This window comes from Ornithinibacter sp. (assembly GCF_035443565.1).
Lineage (GTDB): Bacteria > Actinomycetota > Actinomycetes > Actinomycetales > Dermatophilaceae > Fodinibacter.
In genome coordinates, this window is record NZ_DAORSO010000173.1 from 1 (window position 1) to 4,076 (window position 4,076).

4 protein-coding genes and 1 riboswitch are annotated in these 4,076 nt (G+C 70.1%); of the genes, 2 read left to right on the forward strand and 2 right to left on the reverse strand.

The window, feature by feature from the left end:
* Positions 1-376: 376 nt before the first annotated feature.
* Complete coding sequence (locus PLL68_RS12760) at positions 377-943, forward strand: PadR family transcriptional regulator (protein WP_324534648.1); 567 nt, start codon at positions 377-379, stop codon at positions 941-943.
* Positions 944-1,020: 77 nt separating this feature from the next.
* Positions 1,021-2,112 (forward strand): inositol-3-phosphate synthase, encoded by a 1,092-nt coding sequence (locus PLL68_RS12765; protein ID WP_324534650.1) that lies wholly within the window; start codon positions 1,021-1,023, stop codon positions 2,110-2,112.
* Positions 2,113-2,252: 140 nt separating this feature from the next.
* Here PLL68_RS12765 and PLL68_RS12770 read toward each other — a convergent pair whose 3' ends face one another.
* The gene (locus tag PLL68_RS12770) at positions 2,253-3,023 is read right to left on the reverse strand and encodes a transglycosylase family protein (protein WP_324534652.1); all 771 of its coding nucleotides are present in this window, start codon (positions 3,021-3,023) and stop codon (positions 2,253-2,255) included.
* 2 nt (positions 3,024-3,025) lie between these two features.
* Positions 3,026-3,188: riboswitch (cyclic di-AMP (ydaO/yuaA leader) on the reverse strand.
* A 138-nt stretch (positions 3,189-3,326) separates the two neighbouring features.
* Positions 3,327-4,010 (reverse strand): hypothetical protein, encoded by a 684-nt coding sequence (locus PLL68_RS12775; protein ID WP_324534654.1) that lies wholly within the window; start codon positions 4,008-4,010, stop codon positions 3,327-3,329.
* Positions 4,011-4,076: the final 66 nt, after the last annotated feature.

Here is a 4,076-nt window from a genome sequence, read left to right on the forward strand (position 1 = left end):
CGCCGAGGATCGCGAGGGCGAGCACGGTCCACAGGCCGCGACGCAGCCAGGTGCGACCGCGGGAGCGGCCGGCGGATGCCGTCGAGCGGCGACCGCTCGACGAGGTCGCGAAGGGACTGGGCTGGCGTTGACTCATGCGGCTTTCCGGGGTGGGGAACGGCGGGTTTCAAGCAGATCGGACGGCGGCGCACCGGGGGGTAGAAGACCCTCGGCCCCATGGCCAGTATGACCGGATTCCTTGGAGAACCCTGAACGGCCGGCGGAGGTTCAGCGCCTCGATGCACTGCCTCGATGTATCGCACCGATATATCTATGCTACCTTGCTCCTGACAAACGCCTCGTATGTCTGGTCCGTTCCACCCGAAGGAGGTAAGCCGTGAAGAGCCGCCGCGCCCAGCTGCTGGAGTTCGCCGTCCTCGGCCTCCTCCACGAAGGGCCCACGCACGGCTATGACCTGCGCCGGCGGCTGAACACCGCGCTCGGCCCTTTCCGGGCGCTGTCCTACGGCACGCTCTACCCCGCCCTGCGCGACCTGCTCGACCACGGGCTCATCGCCGAGACGACCGACCCCGCCGGCCCCACCGGCCGTCGCCCCCGGGTCGTCTACGAACTGACCGCGGCCGGTAAGGAGCACTTCTCGGCCCTGGTCGCCCGCACCGACGCCTCCGCCTACGAGGACGACGGCTTCGACGTGCGGTTCGCGTTCTTCGCCCGCACCGAGCGCGACGTGCGCCTGCGCATCCTCGAGGGCCGCCGCTCGCGGGTCGAGGAGGACCTCGAGCGCGTGCGTGAGGCCGCCACCCGCAGCCGCGAGCGCCTCGACGCCTACACGACGGCCCTCCAGCGCCACGGTGAGGAGACCACCGAGCGCGAGGTCCGATGGCTCAGCGAGCTCATCGACGCCGAACGGCGCCACCCCACAGATCCCGGCCCCCAGCCGTAGGTGCCGCCCGCGCCATCCCGGGCGCACCGGCATCCGCTTCACCACATCCAACCCGATCACAACCCCAGGAGAAGTACATGGGTTCCATCCGCGTCGCCATCGTCGGCGTCGGTAACTGTGCGTCCTCGCTCGTTCAGGGCGTGCACTACTACCGCGACGCCGACCCGACCCAGACCGTCCCCGGTCTGATGCACGTCACCTTCGGTGACTACCACGTGCGCGACGTGGAGTTCGTCGCCGCGTTCGACGTCGACGACAAGAAGGTCGGCAAGGACCTCGCCGAGGCGATCAACGCCTCCGAGAACAACACCATCAAGATCGCGGACGTGCCCACCAGCGGCGTCACCGTCCAGCGTGGCGTCACCCTCGACGGCCTCGGCAAGTACTACCGCGAGACCATCGACGAGTCGGCCGCCGAGCCGGTCGACGTCGTCGCCGCCCTGCGCGACGCGAAGGTCGACGTCCTCGTCTCCTACCTCCCCGTGGGGTCGGAGAATGCCGACAAGTTCTACGCCCAGTGCGCGATCGACGCCGGTGTCGCCTTCGTCAACGCCCTGCCCGTGTTCATCGCGTCCGACCCCGAGTGGGCCGCGAAGTTCGAGGAGGCCGGCGTTCCGGTCATCGGCGACGACATCAAGAGCCAGGTCGGCGCGACCATCACCCACCGCGTCATGGCCAAGCTGTTCGAGGACCGCGGCGTCACGCTGGACCGCACCTACCAGCTCAACGTCGGCGGCAACATGGACTTCAAGAACATGCTCGAGCGCGAGCGCCTGGAGTCCAAGAAGGTCTCCAAGACCCAGGCCGTGACCTCGAACCTCGAGGGCTCGCTCTCGGGCAAGATCCACGACAAGAACGTGCACATCGGCCCGTCGGACTACGTCGCGTGGCTCGACGACCGCAAGTGGGCCTACGTCCGCCTCGAGGGTCGCGCGTTCGGTGACGCCCCGCTCAACCTCGAGTACAAGCTCGAGGTCTGGGACTCCCCGAACTCGGCCGGCATCATCATCGACGCCATCCGCGCGGCGAAGATCGCCAAGGACCGCGGCGTCGGTGGCGCCCTGCTCTCGGCCTCGTCCTACCTCATGAAGTCCCCGCCGGAGCAGCGTCCCGACGACGTCGGTCGCGCCAAGCTCGAGGCCTTCATCGCGGGTACCGAGGAGCGCTGAGCCCTCACCGCTGAGCCCCTGGCCGGCTGCACGACGTAGCCGGCCAGGGCAGGCACAACGCAGAAGATCGGGTGCCACGCAGTAATTACTGCGTGGCACCCGATCTTCTGCGTTGTGCGAGACGCCGTCAGGCCGAGGCGTCAGGCGGCGTGGCGGCAACCCCACGGCTGGAGGCCGCGCTTGGCGTACAGCCGGTTCGCGACGGTGATCTGCTCGGCGCGCGATGCCTTGTCGGCCCGCGGCGCGAAGTCATCACCGTTGACGCTCAGCCACGTGCGGTAGTCGAACTGCAGACCGCCGTAGTAGCCGTTGCCGGTGTTGATGTTCCAGCGGCCGCCGGACTCACACTTGGCGATCCGGTCCCACATGGCAGCGCGGGCCATGTTGATGGCCGAGCGCGAGGTCGAGCGCGAGGCCGCGGCGGGCGCCGAGGCCGTCCCGGCGAGCTTGAGGGCCTTGCGGGTCTTGGGACCGACGATGCCGTCGGCCTGCAGCCCCTTGGAGCGCTGGTACTTCTTGACCGCCGCGAGCGTCTTGGCGCCGAAGCGCCCGTCGACCGTGAGTTTGGCGCCCAGGGCGTTGAGCCGCCGCTGGAGGATCCTGTTCTGGGCGTAGTGCGAGTTGCCCTGGCGCAGGGTCACCGTCAGGTAGGCGGTGGTCGCGGCGGGCACCGCGGCCGGTGCTACCGCAGGAGCGGCGGCGGGTGCGGCCGCCGTGACGGCCGAGGCCTTCGCCGGGGCGGCGTTCGCAGGGATCGCGGAGCCGGCGGCCATGAGGCCTCCGGCAACGCCGACGGTCGCGGCGACCCGGGCGCCGGACAGGCCGGCCTGGCCGAGGACACTGGTCAGCTCGGCGAACACGCTGAACGACTGGGCGGATCGGTGGCGCCCGGGAACGGTCTGAAGAGTCATGGATTGCCTCTCGCGCCTACGAGGTGAGCTGTCGGGTTCGGGCTGAGGTCGCCCGGCCGTCCCCGACTCACGGTCGAGATCCGGCTTCACCCCAAGGGCTCGTCCTCAGCGATCGAGGGCGGGCCCACAAGTGGGTCCCCCGCTCCTGCCAAGCGGTGGTGCGAAGGGGCCTGAGGTCGGTGGCAGGACTCGGCGTAACCGACCTCGGGGGCGCGATCCGTGTGGAGGCGTTCTCATCAGGGTAGCGGCGACCCTCCTATGTCACAAACAGGTCACGGGGACCACGGTCGGGTGCCGATGGCTTCACCTGACCCGCGTGGCCATCTCCCGGAAGCCCTTGCCGTCCTCCTCGGTGTAGGTGTCGCCCTCACAGGTGTAGGTCACGGCCCCGGTGCCCGGTTGGAGGTCGCGCACCTCCTCCTTGCCCTGCTCGGGTCGAACCGTCATCGACCCCTTCGCCGACTCGAGGGTGAACGACATCCGTGACCCCGACAGGGCCACCCGGTAGACGACCGTGCCGTCGAACACCAGGGCGCTGGTGCCGCCCGGGGTGGTGAGCCTGGCCTCGACCTCGTCGTAGGTGACGACGTGCCGCCCGCTCTCGTCGAAGGTGAAGGTGCGGTTCAGACCGGTCAGCACCGACTCACCATCCGGGCCGGTGGTCCTCTGCTCGTAGTCGGTGGTGCGCCAGGTCCCGACCAGGCAGTCGTCGAACTCGGATGCCGCCCCGCCCTCTCCCGGGTCGCCCCCGGTCGGTGCCGGGTCGGCGCCCCCGCCGCCGGTCCCCCCGCCGGAGCCCCCGGGCAGCGTCCCCGACGACTGCGCCACGGAACTCGTGGCCACCCCGGCGACGAACCCGGCACCGAACAGCCCCAGCGCGCCGATGACGGCCCCGAGGGTGATTGCGACGATCTTCCAGGTCGCCATCCGGTCGCGTGCCACGCGGTGCGGGGGCAGGTGTTCGGGTGCCGGGTGATCGGGTGCCATGTCAGCCCCTCGTGGGAACGGCAGCGACAGCCGCCGTGATGGTCTCGGGGTCGGGGGCGTCGCCGG

Coding starts and splice junctions, on each gene's coding strand:
- PLL68_RS12765 (WP_324534650.1), top strand. CDS start 1,021: ATGGGTTCCATCCGCGTCGCCATCGTCGGCGTCGGTAACTGTGCGTCC.
- PLL68_RS12770 (WP_324534652.1), bottom strand. CDS start 3,023: ATGACTCTTCAGACCGTTCCCGGGCGCCACCGATCCGCCCAGTCGTTC.
- PLL68_RS12775 (WP_324534654.1), bottom strand. CDS start 4,010: ATGGCACCCGATCACCCGGCACCCGAACACCTGCCCCCGCACCGCGTG.